The organism is Embleya sp. NPDC025285, assembly GCF_055558835.1.
Window position 1 is genome coordinate 23,991 of record NZ_JBVHLU010000003.1, and the last position, 24,200, is coordinate 48,190.

General features: G+C 71.8%; 20 protein-coding genes and 1 pseudogene. 14 read left to right on the plus strand and 7 right to left on the minus strand.

Features of this window, described 5'->3' with window-relative positions; all coding sequences use genetic code 11:
* Nucleotides 1-59 precede the first annotated feature (59 nt).
* The gene (locus ACZ4FV_RS02865; RefSeq protein ID WP_395865583.1) at nt 60-908 is read left to right on the plus strand and encodes a helix-turn-helix domain-containing protein; all 849 of its coding nucleotides are present in this window, start codon (nt 60-62) and stop codon (nt 906-908) included.
* Nucleotides 909-979: 71 nt separating this feature from the next.
* Here ACZ4FV_RS02865 and ACZ4FV_RS02870 read toward each other — a convergent pair whose 3' ends face one another.
* The 3 genes from ACZ4FV_RS02870 to ACZ4FV_RS02880 all read right to left on the minus strand — a co-directional run bounded on the left by ACZ4FV_RS02870 (nt 980) and on the right by ACZ4FV_RS02880 (nt 3,962).
* Complete coding sequence (locus tag ACZ4FV_RS02870; protein ID WP_395865585.1) at nt 980-1,663, minus strand: L,D-transpeptidase; 684 nt, start codon at nt 1,661-1,663, stop codon at nt 980-982.
* A gap of 437 nt (nt 1,664-2,100) precedes the next feature.
* On the minus strand, nt 2,101-3,549 hold the full coding sequence (locus ACZ4FV_RS02875) for an MFS transporter (protein WP_402232206.1): 1,449 nt from the start codon (nt 3,547-3,549) through the stop codon (nt 2,101-2,103).
* Nucleotides 3,546-3,962, minus strand: coding sequence for a cupin domain-containing protein (locus ACZ4FV_RS02880; RefSeq protein WP_395865589.1), 417 nt, complete (start codon nt 3,960-3,962; stop codon nt 3,546-3,548). The genes ACZ4FV_RS02875 and ACZ4FV_RS02880 overlap by 4 nt, the downstream gene beginning before the upstream one ends.
* A gap of 147 nt (nt 3,963-4,109) precedes the next feature.
* Here ACZ4FV_RS02880 and ACZ4FV_RS02885 point away from each other — a divergent pair, with 147 nt between their 5' ends.
* From ACZ4FV_RS02885 to ACZ4FV_RS02895, 3 genes are all read left to right on the plus strand, one after another.
* Nucleotides 4,110-4,802, plus strand: coding sequence for a TetR/AcrR family transcriptional regulator C-terminal domain-containing protein (locus tag ACZ4FV_RS02885; protein ID WP_402232207.1), 693 nt, complete (start codon nt 4,110-4,112; stop codon nt 4,800-4,802).
* A 465-nt stretch (nt 4,803-5,267) separates the two neighbouring features.
* A complete protein-coding gene (locus ACZ4FV_RS02890) occupies nt 5,268-7,049 on the plus strand; it encodes an LCP family protein (protein ID WP_465321686.1) in 1,782 nt (593 codons plus the stop codon).
* 616 nt (nt 7,050-7,665) lie between these two features.
* Nucleotides 7,666-8,103: a CBS domain-containing protein gene (locus ACZ4FV_RS02895; protein ID WP_395865595.1), complete on the plus strand. Its 438-nt coding sequence runs from the start codon at nt 7,666-7,668 to the stop codon at nt 8,101-8,103.
* A gap of 11 nt (nt 8,104-8,114) precedes the next feature.
* On the opposite strand, the gene ACZ4FV_RS02900 is transcribed toward ACZ4FV_RS02895, so the two are convergent.
* Nucleotides 8,115-9,215: an alkene reductase gene (locus ACZ4FV_RS02900; RefSeq protein ID WP_395865597.1), complete on the minus strand. Its 1,101-nt coding sequence runs from the start codon at nt 9,213-9,215 to the stop codon at nt 8,115-8,117.
* 254 nt (nt 9,216-9,469) lie between these two features.
* Between ACZ4FV_RS02900 and ACZ4FV_RS02905 the strand changes: the two genes are divergently transcribed.
* Nucleotides 9,470-9,892 carry a MarR family winged helix-turn-helix transcriptional regulator gene (locus tag ACZ4FV_RS02905; RefSeq protein WP_465321688.1) on the plus strand — a complete coding sequence of 141 codons (423 nt, stop codon included), beginning with the start codon at nt 9,470-9,472 and terminating at the stop codon, nt 9,890-9,892.
* Between the two features lie 13 nt (nt 9,893-9,905).
* Here the strand turns inward: ACZ4FV_RS02905 and ACZ4FV_RS02910 are convergent, their stop codons facing one another.
* The gene (locus tag ACZ4FV_RS02910) at nt 9,906-10,946 is read right to left on the minus strand and encodes an alpha/beta hydrolase family protein (protein ID WP_465321689.1); all 1,041 of its coding nucleotides are present in this window, start codon (nt 10,944-10,946) and stop codon (nt 9,906-9,908) included.
* A gap of 161 nt (nt 10,947-11,107) precedes the next feature.
* On the opposite strand from ACZ4FV_RS02910, the gene ACZ4FV_RS02915 reads away from it, so the two are divergent.
* The 8 genes and pseudogenes from ACZ4FV_RS02915 (at nt 11,108) to ACZ4FV_RS02950 (ending at nt 20,498) form a co-directional block, all read left to right on the plus strand.
* On the plus strand, nt 11,108-11,770 hold the full coding sequence (locus ACZ4FV_RS02915) for a GNAT family N-acetyltransferase (RefSeq protein WP_395865603.1): 663 nt from the start codon (nt 11,108-11,110) through the stop codon (nt 11,768-11,770).
* A 38-nt stretch (nt 11,771-11,808) separates the two neighbouring features.
* Nucleotides 11,809-12,681: a PaaX family transcriptional regulator C-terminal domain-containing protein gene (locus ACZ4FV_RS02920; protein ID WP_395865605.1), complete on the plus strand. Its 873-nt coding sequence runs from the start codon at nt 11,809-11,811 to the stop codon at nt 12,679-12,681.
* A 313-nt stretch (nt 12,682-12,994) separates the two neighbouring features.
* Nucleotides 12,995-13,393, plus strand: a pseudogene (locus ACZ4FV_RS02925) (SDR family oxidoreductase); the annotation flags it as partial.
* A 73-nt stretch (nt 13,394-13,466) separates the two neighbouring features.
* Nucleotides 13,467-14,849, plus strand: coding sequence for an aminotransferase-like domain-containing protein (locus ACZ4FV_RS02930; RefSeq protein ID WP_402232221.1), 1,383 nt, complete (start codon nt 13,467-13,469; stop codon nt 14,847-14,849).
* 311 nt (nt 14,850-15,160) lie between these two features.
* Nucleotides 15,161-16,081 carry a branched-chain amino acid transaminase gene (locus tag ACZ4FV_RS02935; RefSeq protein WP_395865609.1) on the plus strand — a complete coding sequence of 307 codons (921 nt, stop codon included), beginning with the start codon at nt 15,161-15,163 and terminating at the stop codon, nt 16,079-16,081.
* A 126-nt stretch (nt 16,082-16,207) separates the two neighbouring features.
* On the plus strand, nt 16,208-16,417 hold the full coding sequence (locus tag ACZ4FV_RS02940) for a hypothetical protein (RefSeq protein ID WP_395865611.1): 210 nt from the start codon (nt 16,208-16,210) through the stop codon (nt 16,415-16,417).
* Between the two features lie 455 nt (nt 16,418-16,872).
* Nucleotides 16,873-18,606: an ABC transporter ATP-binding protein gene (locus ACZ4FV_RS02945; RefSeq protein ID WP_395865614.1), complete on the plus strand. Its 1,734-nt coding sequence runs from the start codon at nt 16,873-16,875 to the stop codon at nt 18,604-18,606.
* The gene (locus ACZ4FV_RS02950; RefSeq protein ID WP_395865616.1) at nt 18,603-20,498 is read left to right on the plus strand and encodes an ABC transporter ATP-binding protein; all 1,896 of its coding nucleotides are present in this window, start codon (nt 18,603-18,605) and stop codon (nt 20,496-20,498) included. Before ACZ4FV_RS02945 ends, ACZ4FV_RS02950 begins: the two co-directional genes overlap by 4 nt.
* A gap of 74 nt (nt 20,499-20,572) precedes the next feature.
* Here ACZ4FV_RS02950 and ACZ4FV_RS02955 read toward each other — a convergent pair whose 3' ends face one another.
* The gene (locus ACZ4FV_RS02955) at nt 20,573-21,841 is read right to left on the minus strand and encodes an MFS transporter (RefSeq protein ID WP_465321691.1); all 1,269 of its coding nucleotides are present in this window, start codon (nt 21,839-21,841) and stop codon (nt 20,573-20,575) included.
* 144 nt (nt 21,842-21,985) lie between these two features.
* Between ACZ4FV_RS02955 and ACZ4FV_RS02960 the strand changes: the two genes are divergently transcribed.
* Entirely contained in the window at nt 21,986-22,693 is a 708-nt protein-coding gene (locus ACZ4FV_RS02960) for a FadR/GntR family transcriptional regulator (protein ID WP_465321692.1), read from the plus strand.
* A 131-nt stretch (nt 22,694-22,824) separates the two neighbouring features.
* On the opposite strand, the gene ACZ4FV_RS02965 is transcribed toward ACZ4FV_RS02960, so the two are convergent.
* Nucleotides 22,825-24,183, minus strand: a complete 1,359-nt coding sequence (locus ACZ4FV_RS02965) for an adenosylmethionine--8-amino-7-oxononanoate transaminase (RefSeq protein ID WP_465321746.1) — start codon at nt 24,181-24,183, stop codon at nt 22,825-22,827.
* Nucleotides 24,184-24,200: the final 17 nt, after the last annotated feature.

Genomic DNA, 24,200 nt, shown 5'->3' on the forward strand with positions numbered 1-24,200 from the left:
CCCAGACGGGCAGCACCGGGGCCACGATCGGGGCTTGCGCGCGCCCTAGACTGCGGGCCGTGAGCGAGAACGAACTTGGTACCTACCTCCGCGACCGCCGCGAGGCGGTCAAGCCCGCCGACGTCGGGCTTCCCGACGGTGCCCGGCGGCGTACCCCGGGCCTGCGCCGGTCGGAGTTGGCGACCCTCGCCGGAGTCAGCGCCGAGTACCTCGCGCGGCTGGAGCAGGGCCGCGACCGCCGCCCGTCCGGCCACGTGCTGGCGGCGCTGGCCGACGCGCTGCGGCTGACCGCGGACGAGCGCGTGCACGTGCGCCTTTTGGCCAAGGCCGCCACCGGCGAGATGTTCCCGTGCACGGGCGGCGAACCGCCCGCCCGGACCGTGCGATCCACGGTGCGCGCGCTCCTGGACCGGCTCGAACCGGCCCCCGCGCTGCTGGTCAACCGGCTCGGCGACGTGCTTGCCTTCACCAACGGGTACGAGCGGCTCGCCCGTCCGTTGGGCATCCTGGACGAGGAGGAACCCAACCTCGCGCGCTACGTGTTCACCGATCCGCGAGCACGCGCGGCCTACCCGAACTGGGAGCGGATAGCCGACGAGCACGCCGCGATCCTGCGGTTCGCGTCCTCGTTCGGCGATCCCCACGTGCAGGACTTCCTCGACGGCATGGCCGTCACCGCGGGCACCGCGTTCACCGAGCGGTTGGCCGCGCCCGCCACGCCGCCGCGCCGGGTGGGCGTGGAGCACTTGGCCCACCCCGAGGCGGGCGAACTACGCCTGGAACGCGAGATCCTCGACCTGGCCGACGTCGACCAGACCCTGGTCGTCTACCTCCCGTTCGACGAGCCCACCTCCGCGGCCCTGGACCACCTCACCGGCCGGCATCCGGGCGCGTTGCGCGCGGTCTGACCGCGCCCGCCGGGACCGGGCACACTCGCCCGGCCGACCGGCGACCGGGGCCGACGACCCGAACCGGCCCGTCAGGTACCGGGTTTGTTCCCGTACACGTACACCTCGTCGCCGGTGTGCAGCAGTCCCCAGTACGCCTGGGCGTCCGCCGGCCGCATGTTGACGCAGCCGTGCGAGCCGGGCGGCGACGTGACCGAACCGTCGATCGCGTGGAACGCGATGCCGCCGTCGAAGAACTGGCTGTACGGCATCGCCACGTCGTACAGCGTCGACCAGTGGTTCATCGCGCGGTAGTAGACCTTGTGCAGGCCGGTGCGGGTCTCGAAGCCGTCCCGCCCGGAGCGGATGGCGACCGGGCCGTAGACCTGCTTGGCGCCGTCCTGGATCCAACTGACCTGCCGGCCGAGGTCCACGCACGCGATCCGACCGACATCGGTCGGGCAACCGCCCTCCCCGCCGCCGGCCTTGCGCTTGATCACGCCGTAGGTGACGGGCCCGGCGTAGCCGGCCGCCGGGCGGATGCCGTTCTGCGCCTGATAGGTACGGATGGCGCGGCAGTCGGCGGTGGACTGCCGGCCGTCCACCTTGAGCCCCAACGCCTTCTCCACCTGGCTTTGATACGGCCCGGTCCGCGCGGTACACGCGGAGGGGGCCGCGCTCGCGGGCGCGGCCAGGGCGACGGTCAGCGGAACCGCCACGGCGGTCGCGGCCGCCACCGCCCCCGCTCGCCGGCACGTACGTGTGAATACACTCATCGGCTCTCCCCTTCGCGTCGTACGCTCGCCCGCAGCCTGGTGCGGCACGCCCGTACGCCGGTCGCCGGCGGGTACGCAGGCTTCCACGCTCGGTCGGTCCGGCGCGGAGTCGACAACGACGCACGCTTGTCGCCGTACCGGTTGGTCACGACGACCCGACGCTACCCGGTGGAAAGCAGCGATATACGTGGGAGGGCCGTCGAGTTCGCGGCCGGCCCGCGCCGACGAGCATCGCGCGGCGCGGCCGACCCCGCCCGAAAGACGTTATGCAGCCGACTGGTTCGCCTGTGACCGACGCAACAAGGCGTCCATGGAGTCCACTTGACAGGCCCGGGGCGGGGCCGAACGCCGAGGCCCCCTCGTGACCCCGGCCGGGAGCCGAGCGAAGCCGCCACCGACACACCACCGGGCGCCCGGCTCTGCTCCCGCCCCGGCGGCTATCCCCGCTCGCCGGCGGGCGCACCCCCGAGTTTGGCCGGCACCAGGACCAGCGCGACCACTGCGGCCAACACGAGCAGCCCGCCCGCCGTCTCCAGCGCGACCGCGTACCCGTGTGCGAGTTCGCGCTCGGACCCGCCGCCGTCCGGTCCGATCACCGACGCGGCCAGCGTGACCAGCCCGGCCAGGCCGATCGAACCGCCGATCTGTCGCGAGCTGTTGATCAGTCCGCCGGCCATCCCGGCCTCGTGCGCGGCGACTCCCGCGGTCGCGGCGGTGCCCAGCGGCACGAAGCACAGCCCCGCACCGATGCTCGCGACCAGCGAGGGACCCAGGATCGAGCGCAGGAAGGTGCCGTCGACGTCGAACGCGAGCCCGAACCAGCCGAAGCCCACCGCCGCGAGCACGGCGCCCAGTGCGAGCAGCCGTCCCGGGCCGATCCGGGCCATCGTCCGGGTGGCGAGCACCGAGCCGATCACGATCCCGCCGGAGAAGGGCACGAAGGCCGCGCCGGCGGCGGCCGGTCCGTAGTCGAGCACCTGCTGGAGATACAACGACGTGAAGTAGAACGCCGCGAACTGGCCGGAGAACAGCAGCATCATGAACAGGTTCGCGCCCAGCACCGGCCGATGGGTCAACAACCCCATCCGCAACAGCGGCTCGGCGACCCGCAGTTCGACCAGAACGAAGGCGGCCAGCAGGACCGCGGCGGCGGCGAGCGTACCGATCGTCACGGCCGATCCCCAGCCCTGCCGCTCGGCCCGCACCACGCCCAGCACCAATGTGGTCGCACCCGCGGTGACCAAGAGCGCGCCGACCGGGTCGAGCCTGGGCGTGGCGCCGGGCACGGGTCGATCCGCCGGCAGTCCGCGCGCGGCGAACATGGCGAACGCGACGATCGGCACGTTGATGAACATGACCGCCTGCCAGCCCACCGACTCGGTGAGCAGCCCGCCGATCAGCACTCCGAAGGCACCGCCCGCCGCGGCCGTCGCACCCCACAACCCCAGCGCCCTGGACCGCGCGGGCCCGGCCGGGAAGGTCACCGTGATCAGCGCGAACGCCACCGGCGCGAGCGCGGCGGCACCGATCCCCTGCACCGCGCGGGCGGCGATCAGCGCGCCGGGCGTGGTGGCCAGGCCGCCGCCCAGACCGGCCAGGCCGAACACGGCCAGGCCCGCGAGGAGTGTGCGACGGCGCCCGACCAGGTCACCGATCCGGCCGCCGAGCATCAGCAGCCCGCCGAAGCTCAGCGCGTACGCGTTCACCACCCACGGCAGCCCGTCCGCGCCGAAGCCCAGATCGTCGCGGATGTCCGGCAGGGCCACGTTGACCACGGACATGTCCAGCGCGACGGTGAACTGCACGGTCAGCACCACGACCAGCAACATCCGGGTCGCACGCGGCATCCGGACCGGAACGGCCGCCGATTCGATCGTCCCGGTCATGCCCGCTCCCCCGCCCGCCCGGCCCGCCGCTCCAGGCGGGTGCCGGAGCGCCGGGAGATCGACATCAGATCGGCGGGCTCCTCGATCTCGAGTCGATGCCAACGCCCGCGCGGCACCACGAACGCGCCGCCGGCCCGCAGGGTGACCGGCGACTCCTCACCGGCGCCCTCCTCGGCGCGCAGCACGATCCGCAGCGCGCCCGTCCACACGCACACCACCTCGTCGGACTCGGGATGCATCTCCCAGTGGTCGGCGTGCAGGTCGGCGTCGGTCTCGACATGGAAGGCGGCCAACTGCCACCCCTGATCGACGCCGTCGGCACCGTCGGCGCCGCTCATCCGGCGCTCCCCGGCGCTGATCCGGCCGCCTTCGGCCAACCGGAGGGCGTCCTCGAACACATCGATGTGAGTCATCGAAGCTCCTTGCCACAAAAGGGAATCGGGCGCATCCGGGCGCGCCCGTCCGGCTCGGCGCGAGCCGCCGGAGCCGCGTTGACGTACTCTGTACGTGAACAACGCCCATCGAACACGTACGTTGTACGTAAGTCAAGGAGGAGCATCGTGCCCGCGCCCCGAAAGTTCAGCCGCGAGCAACTGCGCACGGCGGCCCTGACCCTGGTGGACGCACACGGCCTGGGTGCGCTGACCATGCGCAGCCTGGCCGCGGCGCTGGGCACCGGGGCGATGACGATCTACAACTACGTGGACGGGCGCGAGGGCCTGGAGGGGCTGCTCGTCGAGGCGGTGATGGCGGACGCCCTGCCGGCTCTCGACGAGCAGCACGCCGAGGACGACGACTGGCGGGTCGACACCCGCCGGCTCGCCGAAGCGAACTGGCGTGCCGTACGCGCCCATCCGGACGTCATCCCGCTCATCCTCACCCGCCGGATCACCGACGGGTCCACGCTGGCGCACGGCGAGGCGTTGCTGCGCGCGCTCGCCCGCAGCGGCCGGCGCGGGGCCGACCTGCTGTACGCGTTCCGCGCCGTGACCGGCTTCGTCACCGGCTTCGCCCAGGCCGAACTTGCCGGCCCGCTCTCGATCGCGCCGGACGAGGACGTCCGGGCGATCACCGACCGGGCCCGCGCGCTGCCCACCGACCGTTTCCCGTACCTGATCGAGATCGCCGGGGCCGCCGCCGAGAGCACGCCCGAGACCGAGTTCCACGCCGGTCTCGACCTGCTGATCGCGGGCCTGGACGCGCACCCGGCCGGCCCGCGCCCGAACCCGTCTTCGGGGCCGGAGGGGACGTGATCGAAGACGTGATCGGAAGATCAACCGCTATGTCCGGGAATGGTGGCCGGCGTTCGCTCGTTGTACCGAACAGTCGGTGAACGGGTGTCCCCGGGCCCAACCTTTGCCGCCGCGAATTACCGTTCGGCTGGAGTCGCGGCGTGCCCCCCGCCGAGAGGTGATCCCGCTCACCGACGCCTGAACGACGGCGCCGCCCCCTCCCCCCGAGGGCGGCGTCGTCCTTGTCGTTCGCCACCGCTTCCCGCCCCGCGCGGCACGCGCGCCGCGCCGTGACCCATGCCATACCGGAACCGATCGTCCGCGCCGCAACCAACCTGTGCGCGAAGCCGTCCGTTTCCGAGGAGGCCGCCGTCACGACGACGTGCGGCCGGCACCTGTTCGGTCCGTTCCGGCCGCCCGGTACGGTGTCGAGCCAGTCCGCGGCAACGCGGCATCGGTTCGACGACATCTTTCTCGGGGGTCGTTTTGAGTTCCGCACCGGAGTCCGGTGGTCGCCGTCGGCGCGCGAACGCGTCGCGACCACCCTCCTCCGACGCGGTCTCGACCGCTCCCGCGGCGGACGGCGAGGAACTCGGTGCCGAGCCCGCCGACGAAGCGCCCGCCGTACCGCGCGCCCGCCGAGGCGAGGACGCCTCGGGCGGTCGGGCCGCCCGACGGGCCAAGGGCACCGGGCACGGCAAGCCGCGCCGCTTCCGCAAGCTCAAGATCACCGCGCTGGTGATGTCGCTGGTGCTGGTCGCGCTCGGGATCACCGGCTACGTGATCTATCAAAAGCTCAACGCCAACATCAAGCACAGCAAGCTCAACACCAGCGACGTGGACGTGCCCAAGGAGGCGCCCGACGAGTTCGGCCGCACCCCGATGAACATCCTGATGATCGGCTCGGACGGCCGGAACGACCCGACCGACTGCAAGCTCGGTGGCGCCTGCGACGGCGGCGCGCCGCGGGCGGACGTGCAGATGTTGCTGCACGTCTCGGCGGACCGCAGCAACGCGTCGGTGATCAGCATCCCGCGCGACACCCGCGTGGCGATACCGGCCTGCACCGACCCGAAGACCAAGCAGAAGTTCCCGCCGATCAACGCCACGATCAACGAGAGCCTCGGTCGCGGCGGGCCCGGCTGTGTGGTCGGCACGTGGCAGTTGCTCACCAAGGTCCACATCGATCACTTCATGATGGTCACCTTCTCCGGCGTGGTCTCGATGGCCGACGCGGTCGGCGGGGTCGACGTGTGCGTGCAGTCGAACATCCAGGACGAGGCGGTCGAGTACGTCAACGGCGAACGGCACGTGATCGGTTCGCATCTGCGGCTGACCGCCGGCACGCACAAGATCCAGGGCGAGGACGCGCTCAAGTGGCTGCGTACGCGGCACGCCTTCGAGGACGGCAGCGACGTCGGGCGCACCCACGCGCAGCACATGTACCTCAACTCGATGGTGCGCACGCTCAAGTCGAACAGCACCATCACCAACCCGATCAAACTGTTCAAGGTCGCCGACGCCGCGACCAGGTCGCTGACCGTCGACGACGGCCTCAACGGGATCCAGAAGCTCACCTCGTTGGCGACCACGCTGAACAAGGTGAACACCAACCGGATCACCATGACCACGATGCCGCACGACGCGGATCCACAGGCCCCCGATCAGCACCTGGTCCCGGCCGCGTCCGCCGAGACGTTGTTCAAGATGGTCCGCTCCGACGTCGCGTTCGACAAGAACGGCCCGCCGGCGGGCACCGAGACCACCGCGCCGCCCTCGGCACCGCAACCGCCCCCGCCGCCCGCGGTGGACAAGGCCGCGATCCGGATCACCGTGGTCAACGGCACGACCAGGACGAGCCTGCCCACCGCTGTCACGGAGGGCCTGATCGCACAGGGCTTCACGAAGACCACGAAGGACCCGAACCCGATCAAGCGACAGACCAGCGCGGTGATCTTCCCGGCCAAGGACCAGGTCCAGGCGCAGGCCGTCGCCGACGCGCTCGGCCTGCCCGCCACCGCGTTGTCCCCCCAGCCGAACGCGACCCACGTGACGGTGCAGATCGGCGCGGACTGGGGCTCCGGCGCCACCTTCAAGGGCGCGGGCAAGAGCAGCACCCCCTCGGCACCGCCGTCCGCCCCGCCGCCCCCGCCGGCTGGTGAACTCCCCAAGGGCTCCTCCGCCCTGAACGCTTCCGAAGAGGGCGCGTGCATGAAGGTCTACACCGAGGCCAAGGACCGCAACGGCAAACCGATCTACACCTGGTAGCAACCGCCGGGGAGCACCGGCCCAGGCCGAGCGATTCGGGGCCTCGGCCGGCGCCGGTACCCGACTCGGCGGCGCCGGCACGCCCGAACTGTGGGGCGGATTAAGCCGGTTCACCCCCAATCGTCCCGACGCCGGGTCGACCGCCCGTCGGAAAGACGTCAAAAAGACGGTAAGGTGGCCCTACCGAAGACATGTCGTACGTCGGCCTGCGCGCCGACGCCGTCCTCGGTGGGCGAGGACGTCGGCCATTGCGGCCGGATCCGCAGGACTGGTGAACCGGGTTTCCGGCGACCGCGGTTCGCCCGCCGACCGAGCGCACAGCGCCATCGCGACTCTCGCGTCGCCATCCACCGCAGGCGGTCACGCCCGCGTCGAGCCCCGGCACGCCGGTATTTCCCGGCCCGTTCCCGGCAGGTTCGACGTCGCGCGCCGGCCGCGTCCCGGGTGGCTTCAGCGCCGAACTTCCGCCGCCCCGCCGGGGCGTGTCGTCCGAAGACGGTGCGCGCACGGTCCGACCCGCGACCGGTCCCCACCGGCCGCGGTCCCCCATGACCCGAACCACCGGCGACCCGGGTGCGAACCCCGGATCCGGACGACTGGAAACCAGGTGCCCACGATGACCGCCATACCCCACCATCGCCCCGTCGGTCCGCTCACCGTCGCGCAGGCCATGCGGCCGGCCGAGCTGCGGATCGACGTGAACACCATGGTCGACAAGGCCGTCGACATCATCCGGGTGGCCGACGCCGACCACGTGATCCTGCACGCCGAGGACGGCCGCTGCCTCGGCGTCGTGCGCCGGGCGCAGCTCGCGCCGTACCAGAACCGCTCGTGGTACACCGCGCGCACGCCGATCGGGAACATCACGCACGACGGCGGCCCGTTCGCCCGGCCGGAGATGCCCGCCGGCGAGGCGCTGGCCACCATGCGTGCCCGGGGCATGCGGGTGTGGGCGGTGACCGACGAGGCCGGTCGCGCCGTCGGCCTGCTCACCCCGGACGTGCTGCGCACCGTGCTCACCGGCGAGCGCGGCCCGCTCGACGCTGCTGCCTGAAGCCCGGACGCCTAACCGGCCGCGCCCGAGGCCGCCGGGTAGTCCACGTAGCCGCGCGCGCCCCCGCCGTACACGTCCGCCACCGGCGGCGGGGCCAACGGCAGCCCCTCGGCGATCCGCGCGGGCAGGTCCGGATTGCTGATGAACAGCCGGCCGAAGGCCACCACGTCGGCCAGTTCGGCGGCCAGCAACCGCTCGGCCGTCGCCGGGTCGACCGGCGTCGGACCGTTGTGGTTCGCGATCAGCGTGCCGGTCCAGCGCGGGCGCAGATCCGCGAGGGCGGCGTAGTCGCCACGCTCCAGCACGTGCAGGTAGGCCAGGCCGAGCGGGTCGAGCGCGTCGACCAGGGCCCGGTAGGTCCCGCGCGCGTCCGCCTCGCGGATCTGGTTCTCCGGGTTGTCCGGCGAGATGCGCAGGCCCACCCGGTCCGCGCCGATCTCGGCGGTGACCGCGGCCACCACCTCCAGTACGAAGCGCAGCCGGTTCTCCCGCGACCCGCCGTAGCGGTCGGTGCGCAGGTTGGTGTTCTCGGCCAGGAATTGCTGGAACAGATAGCCGTTGGCGCCGTGGATCTCGATGCCGTCGAACCCGGCCTCGATCGCCCGCCGCGCACCGCGCGCGAACGCCGCGATCACCTCCTCGATCTCGGCGAGGGTCAGTGCGCGCGGGGTCACGTGCGGCAGCAGGCCGTCCCGAGTGAAGATCGGCGCCTCGGTGATCGGCACCGCCGAGGGCGCGGTCGGCGTCGTGCCGTCCAGGGTCACCGGGTGCGTCATCCGGCCCACGTGCCACAGCTGGGCGAAGATCCGGCCGCCCGCGTCGTGCACGGCGGTGGTGATCTCGCGCCAGCGCGCGACCTGTTCGTCGGTGCGCAGTCCCGGGATGCCGGGGCCGGACTTGCCGAGCGGGTGGATCGAGATGCCCTCGGTGATCAGTAGCCCGGCGCCGGCGCGCTGGGTGTAGTAGGCGGCGGCGTGCTCGCTCGGCACACCGGTGGTGTCGTCGGCGCGGCCCCGGGTCATCGGGGCCATCGCGATCCGGTTGGGCAGGTCCAGGAGGCCGCGCCGGTGCGGGGTCAGCAGCGGGTTCGCGGTGGCGGTGGGAGAGGTCAACGCGTCATCCGTTCCATCGGGTCGATCGGTTTCGGTGGGGTCGGGGCCGGCGGTCGAGCACGGTGACCTCGATCCGCGTACATCAGGAAGGTGTATGCTCATACATTGTTTGCTTGTGCATGCATAATCTGGCACTGCATGTAACCTGCTGTCAACAGCGGTCGTACGCTCCGCCGGACCGGCCGCCGGGACTCCACCGAACCGGCGACCCGCCCGCACGGGCGACTCGCCCACACGGCGAAAGGGGACGGGCCATGGACGCGAAACTCTGGGAACAGGTCGTCGTACTGCACGCGCGCGTCGAGCACGACCTCGGCAGGACGCTGCAACGGCGGCACGGAATCGGCCTGTCCGAGTACCGCGCGCTCTCCCGGCTCTCGGTCGCGCCCGACGGCGAGCTGCGCATGCAGGAACTCGCCGATTCGATCGGTCTGAACCAGAGTTCGGTCAGCCGCCTCGCGGTCCGCCTGGAAACCGACGGACTCACCCGACGCGACCTGTGTCCCAAGGACCGCCGAGGCGTATACACGGTGATCACCGACGACGGGCGCACCCGGCTGGCCCAGGCCGACGCCACCTACGCGGAGGCGCTGACCGCCGCACTGGCCAAGGCCGCCGCCGATCCGCACCTGGCGGAGGTGACGACGGCCTTGGGCGCGATCCCGGTCGCCCTCTGACCCGAAGCGGTGCTCAGCGCCCGGCCAGGAAGCGTCGCTGGTCGCCGAGGTACCCGGCGGCGAACAGGTCACGCGGCGCGAAGACCGCCGTGAACCAGGTGTCGATCCGCGAGTCCTCGATGTCCTTCTCCACCATCGAGTGCGCCGCGCCCGGGTAGTGCCGGACCGTCAACTCGGCCCGCCCGCCCAGCAGTCGGCGATACTCCGCCTCGGTCTCCGCGACGTCCACGTTCACGTCGTGCCCGGCGAGCATCAACAACACCGGCACCCGCACCCCGGCCAGGTCCGCGCTCGCGTCGGCGGCGAAGTTCCTGCGCGCGAACGCCCACCGGTCGGCCGGCATGTCCGCGGCGTCCCCCAGGGCCGCGCGGTACCGCTCGTGGCTCGCCCCCTCCTGGAGCAGCCGTCGGGTCTCGTCGCTGCGCCGCACCTCGGTCTCGATCCGCTCCGCCGAGGCGTGCTCGGCGCGCAGTTCGGCGAGCAGGTTGTAGCGGCCCTGACGCAACCAGTTGATCGCGGGCGAGACGGCGATCAGGAACCGTACGTCCGGCGTGCGCGCGGCCACCTTCGGCAACACCCAACCCGCCTGACTGGCACCCCACAGGCCCACCCGCGCGTGGTCCACGTCCGGCCGGGAGCGACTCCACGCGATCGCCGCCTCGGTCTCCCGGGCGCGGTCCTCCATGCTCTGGTCGAGCCAGTTCCCCGGCGCGCCGTCCACTCCGGGCTTGGTCCAGGACAACGTCGCGTAGCCCGCCCGCGCGTACGCCTCCATCTGCGGCCGGTAGAACCCGTCGTTGGTGGCGTTCTTCGGCCCGTCGCCGTGCACCAACACGACCAGCCCGTACGGACCGCGCCCGCGCGTGGGCTTGGCCAGCACACCGTCCAGCCGTTGCGCGCCGTCCCGGAAGGAGATCCGCTCCTCGTCGAGGTCGTAGGTGTTCGCACGGTCCGCGTACACCACCGCGCCCAGGCCGACCAACAGGAGCAGCGCGACGATCGCGGCGCCGATCGTGAGCCCGCGATGGCGTCGAACAACCGATCCGAGCTTCATGCCTTCGTCTCCTTCATCCGGCTGCGTATCGCACCCTCATCCGCAATAACTATCGAATTGCAAACGCTCGTCTGTCAAACGAACGTTTCAAGTATGCTGTCTCCGGATGCCCGGCATGATCGACCACGACGCCGAGGACGACCCACCACCCGGAGGCAGCGATGGACCAGGCGAGCGAGCCGAACGATCGACGCGGTTCGGATCACCGGCACCCGGGCGCGCTGCTGATCCGCCGCGGCCTGCCGCCCGACGCGCGCCGGCGGGCGGCCGAGCTGTACTGGGAGGCGTTCGGGCGCAAGCTGGGCACCGCGCTGGGCCCGGCCGAGGCCGGGACGGCGTTCATCGCCGAGCACCTGCACGCGGACCGCGCGATCGCCGCGACCCGGGACGGCGTACTGGTCGGCCTGGCCGGCTACACGCACGGTGGCCATGGCCTCACCGGCGGCACGGCGCGCGATGTGCTGCGGGCGTACGGCCGACTCGGCGGCCTGCACCGCGTCGCCATCCTGGCCCTGCTCGAACGCAGGCCCGGGTCATCGGAGTTGGTCATGGACGGGATCGCCGTCGACCCGTCGCAGCGCGGCACGGGCATCGGCAGCCTGCTGCTGGACGAGGTGGCCGTGCTCGCCCGCGAACTCGGCTGCCGACGGATCCGGCTCGACGTGATCGACGTGAACCCGCGTGCCCGCGCGCTCTACGAACGACACGGCTTCGTCGCGACCAGGACCGAGCACACGCCCTACCTGCGCCCATTGCTGGGCTTCGGGGCCGTGACCACCATGATCCGCAGAATCGGGCCCGCCTCGACGCCCGCGCGCGGGTGAGCGGGATGGGCCGCCCCGCGCGCTCGTATGCTCGGGCCATGCCAGGAACGCCAGGAGTCGACCCGGTCGAGATCCCGACCCGCACCCTCGTGTACGCGCTGGTGCGGCCGGACGGCAGCGTGGACGCGGGCGAGCTGTACACCGTCGCGGGCGAGCTCGGGATGACCGACCAGCAGGTGCGGCTGTGCGTCAAACGCCTGATCGCCGAGGGGCGGTTCACCCATCACGGTCGTGGTCGCAAGGCGGTGCTGAGCGCGTCCGAGGACACCCTGCGCACCATCGAACCCAACGTCGAGTTCGTCCGCTACGCGTTCCGCCAGGATCGCGGCCTGGAACCGTGGGACGGCACGTGGCGACTGGTCGCGTTCGCGATCCCGGAGTCCGCGCGATCCGCGCGCGACGCGCTGCGCGACGCGATCCTGCGACTGGGCGGCGCGGCGCTGCACGGCGGCCTGTACGTGTCCGCGAACGAGTGGACCGACCTGGTCTCGGCCGAGGCGGGCCGCCTGGGCGTATCGGACGCGGTAACCCTGCTCACCAGCCGGGACCTGCGCATCGGCCCGCTCGATCGCCCGACGGAACTGGCCGCCCACCTGTGGCCGCTCACCGAATTGGCCGAGCGCTACGAGCGCCTGATCGAGACCACCCGCCCCAGACTGGCCCGCCTGGAATCGAACGCCGACATCGACGACGTCGAACTACTCACCATCGGCGTCGAGTTGACCGTCGAATTCAGCCGAGCAATGGAACCCGACCCCCTGCTCCCCCCGGAACTCCTCCCCACCCCCTGGCCCGGCCACCAGGCCCGCAACCTCCTCTCCCGAGCCTGGAACGCGGTAACGGCCCGAGACCACACCCACACAACCCGCCGCCTATACCGCCTATACGAACCCGACCCCCACCCCCTCTAACCAACCCGAAACTCGCCCCCACCCCCGCTCGAAGTCACCCCAAAACCCCAGCACACGCCCCAAGCCGACCCAAACTCAACCCGCCCGGCACTTGAGGGCACCCGAAAACCGCAGCGCATCCATGAAGCTCACCCAACCCCTCCGGCCCGTCCGGCGCTTGAGGACACCCAGGACACCCCAAAAGTCCAGCAAACTCACCAAGCCCATCCACAATCAGCCTGTCCGGCGTTTGAGGACAAAAGGAACCCACGCGCCGCGAAGCTAGGTCGACAACACCGCGATCACCTAAGACACCTGGCAGCGCGCGACCGACGCGGACCTGGACGTGGTGGCCCAGGCCGGCGAGACCAACCTGTACGGGCCCTGGCGCACGGTGCAGGCGTTCCTGCCGCTGCCGCGCCGCTCGGCCCATCCCAGGGTGGTCAACGTGAGCAGCGAGGCCGTGTCGCTGACCAACATGGGCGGCGGCACGCCCGCGTACACGATCTCCAAGGTCGGTCTCAACGCGCCCACCCGGATGCTCGCGGCCGAACCGCGCCCGGACCGCCTCCTGGTCAACGCGATCTGCCCGGGCTGGGTGGCCACCGAGATGGGCGGCCCGGGCGGGCGCCCGGTCGCGGCGGGCGCGGCGGGCATCGTCTGGGCGGCGACCCTTCCCGACAACGGCCCTACCGGCGGCTTCTTCCGGGACACCCACCCGCTGCCGTGGTAGCGGGCGGCGTGCCGAGCCCGCGCGACCCCATATCGTCGAGCCATCCGAGGGAACGTGGGTCGAGGGAGTGGTCGTGGAGGTCGAGCAGTTCGCGGTCGTGGTCGCCGAGCGCATGGGGCGCCCCCGGCGCAACGAGCGCCGCTCGCGCGGCGAGCGGCTGTTCGACGCGCTGCGCGAGTTGGTGGAGGGCGGCGACCTGCTCGCCGAGACCCGGCTGCCGTCCGAGCGCGCGCTCGCCGAGGCACTCGGGCTCAGTCGCGGCACGGTCGCCTCGGCCTACCTCTCGCTGAACCGGATCGGCCTGGTCGAACGGCGCCACGGCAGCGGCTCGTACGTGCGTCCCGGCGGTCGGCCGACCTTCTCCCGCTGGCTGCGCGAGGGCGCCATCGTGGTCGACCTGGCCAAGGCGGTCGTACCCGACGCCTCGCTGCTGCCGGACACCGCGCTGCGCGTGGAGGACCTGCTCGACGCCCGACCACAGGACGGGTACGCGCCGGCCGGCGACCCGCGACTGCGCGCGCTGGTCGCGGCGCACGCGTTGCCCGCGGGGTTCGGCGCGGAGGACATCGTGGTGACCTCGGGCGCGCAGCAGGCGATCCACCTGGTCGCCGACGCGCTGCTCGCGCCCGGCGACCGGATCCTGGTCGAGCCGACCACCTATCCCGGGATGCTCGCCGCGGCGTACCGCTTCGGCGCCGAGGCGATCCCGGTGCCGGGCGATCGGCACGGCTTCGATCCGGACGAGTTGCGGGCGGCGATCCGCCGGCATCGACCCGCGTACGCGTTCTCGCTGCCCGTGCACAACCCGACCGGAGCCATGGTCTCGGCCCGGCGGGCGAAGGCGGTCGCCCGGGTGGCCGCCGAGGAGGGCGCGCTGCTGGTGGAGGACCGCACCCTCGCCGAGCTCGCCGACGGGCCGGTCGCCTCGGCGGCCGAACACCTGCCCGAGCGCACGGTGTGCCTGGGTTCGCTGTCCAAGACCACGTGGGGCGGTCTGCGGCTGGGTTGGGTGGCTGCGCCGACCTCCGTGCGGACCCTGCTGATCGAGGCCAAGCAGCGTACCGACCTGGCCTGTTCCACGCTGGACCAGCAACTCGCGATCCACCTGCTGCGCGACCCCGACCGGCCGAGGCGGGTCCGCGCTTGGGCCGACACGCTCGCCGCCCGCCGGGACCACTTCGCCGCCGAACTCACCCGGCACCTGCCCGAGTGGGAGTGGACCCTGCCAAGCGGCGGCCTGTCCCTGTGGGCCCGGTTGCCCGGCGTGGACGGCGAGGACTTCGTCGCCGGCGCCCTTCGCCACGGCGTCGCGGTCTCCCCCGGCGCCGTCTTCGCGCCGGACCCGGACACCGCCGCCGAGCACATCCGCCTGAGCTTCGCGTGGCCCGAACCGGTGCTGTCCCAGGCCGTCGAACTCCTGTCCGCGGCCTGGCGCGAGGCCCGTCGGGTCCGCTAGTGCCGCACCAGGGCGGGCCCGGGTCCGTTCCGGGCGGTGATGAACTCCCTTGTCCGGTAAGCCGCCCGCCCGCACCCCCGGCCCGCACCCCCGGCCCGCACCCCCGGCCCGCGCCGAGGGGCGGCTCGGGCGTGTCCGGATGGCGGATCGGCACTAGTGGACCAATAGCGATCGGGCTAATGTGCCACTCATCAAGTGGCCCATCGAAGTGTCTCTCGGTGATCCACTTGTCGAGCACGCCCGACGGCGGCGCCGCACGGCGCCCGCGGCCGAAGGCGACCACGCACGAGCGCACGAGGGCGGGAGCAGCAATGGCACTGACCGAAGCGGACCGGATCTGGATGGGCGGCACGCTCGTGCCGTGGGCGGACGCGAAGGTGCACGTCCTCAGTCACGGACTGCACTACGGCACCGGCGTGCTGGAGGGCACCCGGGCCCACCTCACCCCGCGCGGCCCCGCGGTGTTCCGGCTCGACGACCACCTGCGGCGGTTCCGCGAGAGCGCCCACATCGTGGGCTTCGAACTGCCCTACGACCTGCCCACACTGCGTGCCGCGACGCTGGAACTGATCGCGGCCAACGGGCACTCCGAGTGCTACCTGCGCCATCTCGCGCACATCGGCTACGGCGAGATGGGTCCGGCCCTGCGGCCCGAGATGGCGGTCGAGGTGAGCATCGCCGGGTGGGAGTGGCACGCCTACCTCGGCGACGCGCCGGCCGAGCGCGGCATCCGCCTGGCCACCAGTTCGTGGCGGCGCAACGACCCCAACGCGCTGCCGCCCGCGGCCAAGGCCACCGCGGGCTACCTCAACGCGGCGCTGGCCAAGACCGCGGCGCTGCGGGCGGGCTACGACGAGGCGCTGCTGCTCAACGCGGACGGCTACGTCAGCGAGTGCAGCGCGGCCAACGTCTTCGCGGTGCGCGACGGCGTGCTGTTCACCCCGCCGCCGAGCGCCGGCGCGCTGCGCGGGATCACCCAGGACACCGTGCTCACCCTGGCCGCGGATCTGGGTCTGGCGGTCCGTACCGAGAACCTGCTCCGCTCGGATCTGTACACCGCCGAGGAGATCATGGTCTGCGGCACGGCCGCGGGCGTGGTCGCGGTGGCCTCGCTGGACGACCGCGAAGTGGCCACCGGGCCGATCACCCGGAAGATCCAGGACGCCTACACCGCGGCGATCACCGGCACGGACGAGCGGTACGCGCACTGGCTCACCCTCGTGCACCAGTGACGACGGGCCGAACGGGTCGTAACGAGCGCACGACACGCCCCTAATGGGCGAACTTACCCATATTGCTGTGATTTTGTGGATATCAGGATTTACGTCCCGCTCACCCACATTTCATGGGAGATGACAATGCGCCTCCGTACCTCGCTGATCGCCGTTGCCGGCGCCGCGCTCTTCGCCTTCGCCGGTGCCGGCACCGCTCAGGCGGGCGGCCACGACGACGGCCTCGTGGTCGGTCACCACACCAGCTCCGGCGTGAAGTTCTCGGACGGCTGCGGCCACCACGGCGGCGACTTCGCCGTGTGGCACTCCACGAACTCGTTCGTCGCGATCGACTGACGTTTCGCGACTCGCACCGAAACGGCCCGTCCACCCCTCGGGGTGGACGGGCCGTTTCGCTGTGTACGGTTCCGAAGGGTCGTCGACGGCCCGAGGGCATCGACACGTCCGGATCGTCGACCTTGACCTCAAGTCAACTTGAAATTCTAGGGTGTTCTTACGCCGCCCGAACCACCGCCGACGGGCCGTGTTCGCCACCTTGGATCGCACTCGGGGAGAACCACCATGCACACCTCTTCGATCGCAGCCGCCGACTCGGCGCGGCATCGACCGACCGGTCGGCACAATCCGATCGACCACCCCATCGATGGGCACTACGGTCGAGGACGGAATCCGCCTCGGCGCCGCGCCCTCGACCCGCACCCGGGTCCGGTGCCCCGCACGGGGCCCACCCCGCGCCCGTGTACGGCTCGTGCCCCAGGTCGGCTGTACTCCTCCGACCCGAAGAGGACCTCGTGCTGATCCGCCTGCTGCGCGCGCACCTGCGCCCGTACGCCAAACCGATCGCCTTGGTGGTGCTGCTGCAACTCGTGCAGACGCTCGCCACCCTGTATCTGCCCACCCTCAACGCCGACGTCATCAACAACGGCGTGGTCAAGGGCGACACCGGCTACATCCTGCGGGTCGGCGCCGCGATGATCGGGGTGACCCTGGTCCAGATCGTCTGCGCGGCGATCGCGGTGTACTTCGGCGCGCGGATCGCGATGGGCGTGGGGCGCGACATCCGCGCGGCGGTGTTCAACCGGGTGCAGACCTTCTCCGCGCGCGAGGTCGGCGAGTTCGGCGCGCCATCCTTGATCACCCGCACCACCAACGACGTGCAGCAGGTCCAGATGTTGGCCCTGCTCGCGCTGACCCTGATGGTGTCCGCGCCGATCATGTGCTTCGGCGGCATCCTGATGGCGGTCAACCAGGACGTCCCGATGTCCTTGTTGTTCCTGATCATCGTGCCCGCGCTGGTCCTGGCCGTGGGCTGGATCGTGCGTGCGATGCCGCCGCTGTTCCGCGTCCTGCAGGGCCGGATCGACAACGTGAACCGGATCATGCGCGAGCAGATCACCGGGATCCGGGTGATCCGCGCGTTCGGCCGGGACGGCCACGAACAGGCCAGGTACGCGGACGCCAACGCCGAGATCCGCGACGTGTCGCTCTCGCTCGGCCGGCTGATGGCCTTCATGTACCCGTCGGTCCTGCTGGTGTGGGAGACCTCGGCGATCGTGATCGTGTGGATCGGCGGCCACCGGATCGGCGCCGACTCGATGGACATCGGCGCGCTGGTCGCCTTCCTCAGCTACCTCGCGCAAATCCTGATGTCGGTGATGATGGCCACCTTCATGACCATGATGATCCCGCGCGCGTCGGTCTGCGCGGACCGGATCGCCGAGGTGCTGGACACCGAGACCAGCCTGACCGTGGCCGAGGCGCCGGTGACCGCGCTGCACGCGCACGGCCGGCTCGAACTGCGCGACGTGAGCTTTTGCTACCCCGGCGCCGAGGAGCCGGTACTGCGTGGCATCGACCTGATCGCCCGTCCCGGTGAGACCACCGCGGTGATCGGCAGCACCGGCGCCGGCAAGACCACGCTGCTGAGCCTGATCCCGCGCCTGCTCGACGTGACCGGCGGCGCGGTCCTGGTCGGCGGCGTGGACACCCGCGAGTTGGACCCCGCGCTGTTGTCCCGCACGGTGGGGCTGGTGCCGCAGAAGCCGTACCTGTTCTCCGGCACCATCGCCTCCAACCTGCGCTACGGGAACCCGGACGCCACCGACGAGGACCTGTGGCGGGCCCTGGAGATCGCACAGGCCCGCGCGTTCGTCGAGGCACTGCCCGAGCAACTGGACGCGCCGATCGCCCAGGGCGGCGGCAACGTCTCCGGCGGCCAGCGACAACGCCTGGCCATCGCCCGGCTGTTGGTGGTCAAGCCGGAGATCTACCTGTTCGACGACTCGTTCTCCGCACTCGACTACTCCACCGACGCGGCGTTGCGCGCGGCGTTGGTCGAGGAGACCGCCGAGGCCACCGTGGTGATCGTCGCGCAGCGCGTGGCCACCATCCGGCACGCGGACCGGATCGTGGTACTCGACGAGGGCCGCGTGGTCGGCACCGGCACGCACCGCGAGTTGATGGCCGGCAACGACACCTACCGCGAGATCGTGCTGTCCCAGCTCACCGAGGAGGAGGCGGCGTGACCACCACCGAGGAGACCACCGAATCCGGCGACTCGACCGAGGCCGCCGTCCCGCAACGCCGCCCCGGTCCGCCGCCCGGCGGCGGACCGGCCGCGCGGATGATGGGCGGCGCGCCGACCGAGAAGTCGATGCACTTCAAGGCGTCCGGTCGCCGCCTGCTGGGCATGATGGCCCCCGAGCGCGCCCGGCTGTACGCCCTGCTCATGTGCGGCATAGCGGGCGTCGGCCTCGCCGTGCTCACCCCGCGGCTGCTCGGCAAGGCCACCGACGCGATCTTCACCGGCGTCGCCGGCGACGGCATCGACTTCGGGCACGTGCGGACCATCCTGCTGGCCACCTTCGCGGTCGTGGTCGGCTCGGTGCTGTTCGCCTTCGTGCAGGGCCGGCTGACCGCGACGATCGTCCAGCGCACCACCTACCGGCTGCGCGAGGAAGCCGAGACCAAACTGTCCCGGCTGCCGCTGAACTACTTCGACAAGCAGCCGCGCGGCGAGGTGCTCTCGCGCACCACCAACGACATCGACAACATCGCGCAGACCCTCCAGCAGGCGATGGGCCAGATCGTGCGCTCGGTGCTGACCATCGTCGGTGTGCTGGTGATGATGTTCTGGATCTCGCCGCTGCTCGCGCTCGTCGCGCTGATCAGCGTGCCCACCTCGATCCTGGTCACGATGCTGATCGGCAAGCGCGCACAGCCGCAGTTCGTCAAGCAGTGGTCCAGTACCGGCAAGCTCAACGCGCACATCGAGGAGATGTACACCGGACACGCGCTGGTGAAGGTGTTCGGTCGGCAGAAGGAGTCCGCCGAGGTCTTCGACAAGCACAACGAGGCGCTGTACGCGGCCGGTTTCAAGGCGCAGTTCATCTCCGGCCTGATCCAGCCCGCGATGGCCTTCGTCGGCAACCTCAACTACGTGCTGATCGCGGTGATCGGCGGCCTGCGGGTGTCCTCCGGCGCGATGACGCTCGGCGACATCCAGGCGTTCATCCAGTACTCGTACGAGTTCAACGGTCCGGTCACGCAGGTCGCCTCGATGGCCAACCTGCTCCAGTCCGGCGTCGCCTCGGCCGAGCGGGTGTTCGCGCTGCTCGACGCCAAGGAGCAGTCCCCCGACCCGGAGCCGCCCGCCCGGATCGAGAAGGTGACCGGGCACGTCGCCTTCGAGGGCGTCTCGTTCCGGTACGACCCGGCCAAGCCGCTGATCGAGGACCTGGACCTGGAGGTGCACCCGGGCCAGACGGTGGCCATCGTCGGTCCCACCGGCGCGGGCAAGACCACCCTGGTCAACCTGCTGATGCGGTTCTACGAGGTGACCGGCGGTCGGATCACCGTGGACGGCGTGGACATCGCCACGATGGCCCGCGAGGATCTGCGCGCCCCGATCGGCATGGTGCTCCAGGACACCTGGCTGATCGGCGGCACGATCGCGGACAACATCGCGTACGGCGTCGGCGACGTCTCGCGCGAGCAGGTGGTCGCGGCGGCCCGGGCCACCCACGCCGACCGCTTCGTGCGCACCCTGCCGGACGGGTACGACACCGTGCTCGACGACGAGGCCGGCAACCTCAGCGCGGGCGAGAAGCAACTGCTCACCATCGCACGGGCGTTCCTGACCGAACCGCAGATCCTGGTGCTGGACGAGGCGACCAGTTCGGTGGACACCCGCACCGAGGTGCTGATCCAGAAGGCGATGAACTCGCTGCGCCGGGGCCGGACCAGCTTCGTGATCGCCCACCGGTTGTCCACGATCCGGGACGCGGACGTGATCCTGGTGATGGAGTCCGGCTCGATCGTCGAACAGGGCACGCACGAGACGCTGTTGGCGGCCGAGGGGGCGTACGCGCGGCTGTACGCCTCGCAGTTCGCCCAGCCGGCGGCGGAGATCCTCTAGATCGGCCGAACCCGCCACGCGGGTGCCCGAGGTCGCGTACCTCGGGCATCCGCGCGCTTCCTGCGGTTCCGCGGTCAGCCGGCGGATCGGGCGGATCGTGGCGCCGGTTCGGGCGCGGCGTGCGCGCCGCGGTTGCCGGACAGGACCAGGCCGACCAGGAGTTGGCCGACGGCGGTGACCACGAGTGCGGCCATCGGCACCGTCCAGCCGCCGGTGGCGCCGTGCATCAGGCCCAGTGCGAACGGGCCGGTCGCGGCGACCGCGTAGCCCAGGGACTGGGCCAGCGTGGACAGCGCGGTCGTCTCGGCGGCGCCGGTGCCGCTGCCGCCGATCACGGAAAGCACCAGCGGGAACGAGCAAAAGCCCAGGCCGACCGCCGCCGCCCAGACCACGGGCAGCGCGACGGGGGCCACGAGCAGGCCGACGAAGCCGATCAGCATGCTCACCGACACCACCACGAACGCGGGCCGCAGCCGCCCGGTGGCCCGCACGAACGCGAGCAGCGCGAAGGTCGCCGGGATGCCCGCCCCCTGGGTGATCGCGAGCATCGCGCCCGCCTTGCCGCTGCTCATCCCCTCGTCCGAGAGCAGCGTCGGCAACCAGCCGACCAGGGCATAGCAGTTCAGCGCCTGGAGCGCGAAGTAGGCCGTGACCAGTCGGCCCAGCCGGGTGCGCGCCATCGTCCACGGCGACACGTACGCTGCGGGGCCGGCCTTGGCAGTGAGCGCGTGCGGCGCCCGGACCAGCGACCACACCAGCAGCGCGGCCACGGCCGGCAGCGCCCACACCGCGAGCCCCAGCGACGGCGAGTCCAGGCCGTCCGCCACCGGCACCGCGATCGCGGCGGCCAGCGTCGCGCCCAGCGCCATCACCGTGGTGTACACCCCGGTCAGCACCGACACGCGGTGCGGGTAGTGCGCGCGCAGCAACGCGGGCAGCAACACGTTGCCCACGGCCAGGCCGGACATGCCCAGTACGGTTCCGGTCAGCAGCGCCCAGGTGGTCGGCACGACCCGGATGCCCAGCCCGGCGGCCAGCGCGAACAGCGCCACCAGGACCGCTCGTTCGGTGCCGAACCGGCGGGCCAGCGGTGCCGCGGTCAGCCCGGCGGCGGCGAAGCACAATGTCGGCAGGGTCGGCAGCAGCGACGCGGTCACCGAGCCGAAGCCGAGCGTGTCGCGCAGCGCCTCCAGGAGCGCGGCGGCGCTGCTGATGCCCAGCCGCAGGTTGAACGCGATCAGCACGATGCCCACGCCGGCCAGCCACGCGGCACGGGTACGACCGGCCGGATCGGTGGTCGAAGCCAGGGGCGCGCCGGCGGCTACGGAGGCTGCGGAAGTCATGGATCAAAGGTAAGACGTCTGATGAATCCTGTCCAGGTGACGGAGAGTTGACATCGAGTGACGTCCGATCATCGGATGTATCCTGGTCCTGTTTCGGTTCGACGTCGCAGGTCGCGTCGACGTCCCAGGTCAGGAGCCCGCCCGATGAGCAGCCTCGAATCGGTGCGCCGACCGGCGCTGTCCGCCGAGGTGATCGCCCGGCTGCGGGAGCGCATCACCTCCGGCGACTGGCCGGTGGGCAGCCGCATCCCGCCCGAGCCGGAGTTGATGACCCAACTCCAGGTGGCCCGGGGCACGGTCCGCGAGGCGGTCCGCGCACTCGCGCACGCGGGCCTGCTCGACGTGCGCCAGGGCGACGGCACCTACGTGCGCGCGGTCAGCGAGCTTTCCGGCGCCGTCGAGCGGCTGTACGGCGGCAGCGACATCGGGCAGGTCCTGGAGGTGCGCCAGGCGCTCGACCTCCAGGCCGCCCGACTCGCCGCGATCCGCGCCGAGGAGGCCGACCTGACCGTGCTCGAGGGCGCGCTGCGCCGGCGCCGGGCCGCGTGGGACGAGCGCGACTTCGAGGCGTGGCTGGCCGCCGACTGGGAGTTCCATCTCGGTGTTGCCGACGCGGCGCACAATCCCCTGCTGGCCGAGCTGTACCGGAACCTGTCCGGGCCGGTGCGCGAGTCGGTGGCCGGTTCCTGGACCGACCCCGACTACCAGGGCGCGAATCCGGGCGGCCACGAGGACCTGTTGCGGGCGCTGCGCGAGCGCGACCCGGTCGAGGCCGCCCGGCAGGCGGACGCCAACCTGACCGACACCCACGACTGGCACGCGGTGCGGTCACCGAGGGGAACCGGCTCGTAGGCTCGATGGGCACCTGCCGATCCGCGCGGGGTGGGTCGCGCGTGCGGGGCGACCCGGTGGGGCCTGGGACGTGGATGCCCCGCACGCGCTCGGGGTCGGAATCGGGATCGGGATCGGGATCGGGATCGGGATCAGGCCACCGCGGCAACGGCGTTGGCGGCGGCGGTGATCCGTCGCAGGTCGGCGTCCGAGGTGATGTACGGCGGCATCGTGTAGACGAGATCGCGGAACGGCCGGAGCCAGACGCCGTGTTCGACCGCCACCCGGGTAGCCGTCGCCATGTCGACCTCATGGTCGAGCTGGACGACGCCGATGGCACCCAGGACCCGCACGTCCGCGACCCTCGGGAGCGCGCGGGCCGGGGCCAGGCCCTCGGCGAGACCGGCTTCGATGCGGCCGACGTTCGCCCGCCAGTCCTGGTCGAGCAGCAGGCCCAGCGCGGCGTTCGCGGCCGCGGCGGCCAGCGGGTTGCCCATGAAGGTGGGCCCGTGGGCCAGGACCGGGGACTCGCCGGCGGCGATGCCGGCCGCCACCTCCTCCGTACACAACGTCGCGGCCATGCTCAGGTAGCCGCCGGTCAACGCCTTGCCGAGGCACATCACATCGGGGCTGACGCCGGCGTGGTCGGCGGCGAACAGCTCGCCCGTGCGGCCGAATCCGGTGGCGATCTCGTCGAAGATCAGCAGCACGTCGTGGGCGGTGCACAGGTCGCGCAGCGCGCGCAGGTACTCCGGGGGATGGAAGCGCATGCCACCCGCGTTCTGCACGATCGGCTCGACGATCACTGCCGCGACCTCGTCCCGGTGACGGGTCAGCAGCGCGTCCAGGTGCTCGACGTAGGCCGGGTCGAACCCGCTCGGCGGTGCGTCGGCGAACACCTGCTCGGCCAACCTCCCCTGCCACAACCGGTGCATCCCGCCCTCCGGGTCGCACACCGACATCGGATGCCACGTGTCGCCGTGGTACCCGCCGCGCCACGTGAGCAGGCGCCGCTTGTCGCCGCGACCTCGGGCCCGCCAGTACTGGAGGCACATCTTCATCGCGACCTCCACCGAGATGGATCCGGAGTCGGCCAGGAAGACGTGCCGCAGCGGCTCCGGGGTGATCTCGACCAGGGTGCGTGCCAGTCGAATCGCGGGCTCGTGGGTGAGGCCGCCGAACATGACGTGACTCATGCGCCCCATCTGCTCGCGGATCGCCGCGTCGATCACCGGATGCGCGTAGCCGTGCACGGCCGCCCACCACGACGACATGCCGTCCACCAACTCGCCGACGCCACCCACCGGTTCGGTTAACCGCAGGCGAACTCCCGCAGCCGACTCGACGAGCAGCGGGCGTCCGGTGCCGGGCATCGGCGCGTACGGATGCCACACGTGTTCACGGTCGAGGTCGAGCAGTTCACCGGGGGTCAGGTCCGCCCGCCCGGCTCGGTTCGGCGCCGGGTCCGGGTACTCGGTCCCCGATGCGGCCTGCCCACCGACGCCCGCCATCGCGTCCGGGCCGCCCC